Source organism: Psychrobacter sp. 1U2 (genome assembly GCF_051847575.1).
Map to the genome: position 1 here is coordinate 1 of NZ_JBPYDC010000832.1, position 813 is coordinate 813.

Annotated in this window: 1 protein-coding gene; it reads right to left on the reverse strand. The window is 33.7% G+C overall.

The annotated features are described in order from the left end of the window. Window positions 1-148: 148 nt before the first annotated feature. Window positions 149-813, reverse strand: a 665-nt coding sequence (locus tag ACS8FD_RS19010) for a glycosyltransferase family 4 protein (RefSeq protein ID WP_439277006.1), incomplete at its 5' end; no start/stop codon positions are given.

The window sequence follows — 813 nt, forward strand, 5'->3', positions numbered from 1 at the left end:
TGTGGTACATGGTCGCAACGAGAAGTACATGGATTGGTTAAGCTTTATTGATTAATTATAAGCTTAGATTAACTGAATATTTCTATGTAAAAAAGCTAAGACTTATACAGGTCTTAGCTTTTTTTATGACTACTTGTATAAAGTATAGCTACTTAAACTTTTCTCGCCATTTTATTTTTTTATTTGTTTTATAAGGATTAGGGTAGTCACTATTAAGCCCGATACTATTTTCATAATAATGGTACATTTCTTTGATATTATCTAATTTATATTCAATCAAAGTCTCATAAAACAAATGCCAAAGAAACTCATCTTTTTCAAATGGACGTGAAAGGGTAACTGCAAAGTAAGCAAGCTTATGATAAAGAGATTCTAAAGCTTGATTGTCTATAAAAGTTATTTTTTTATACAGCTCAATGTATTTATCCCAATTATCGATAGAAAGCTCATGTTTTAATTTTTGATAGAGGCGTTGACTATTCTCAGGAGTGTGACGTTCGAGCTGTTTGGATAGCTCTTGATTGTCAATTGCTACAAGTCCTTTGCCAGTGAAATTGTAATTTTTAAGACGTGTAAAGTTATATGTAGTCACTAAGCCGATTAAACTGCCTTCAGGAGAAATAATACACACTGGCTTTTGACAAGCTAAGCCTTCTATAGCGACACGGCCCATTCCAGCAACACCTAAATACCCTGGTATCAGTTCCGCTATATCTCTAACTTCACCTAAAAACCTTACTTGAGTTTTGATATCAAGAGCATTGATACGTTTGCGTAGTTCTAATGGATCACCGCCGCCTGCGATGTCAATAT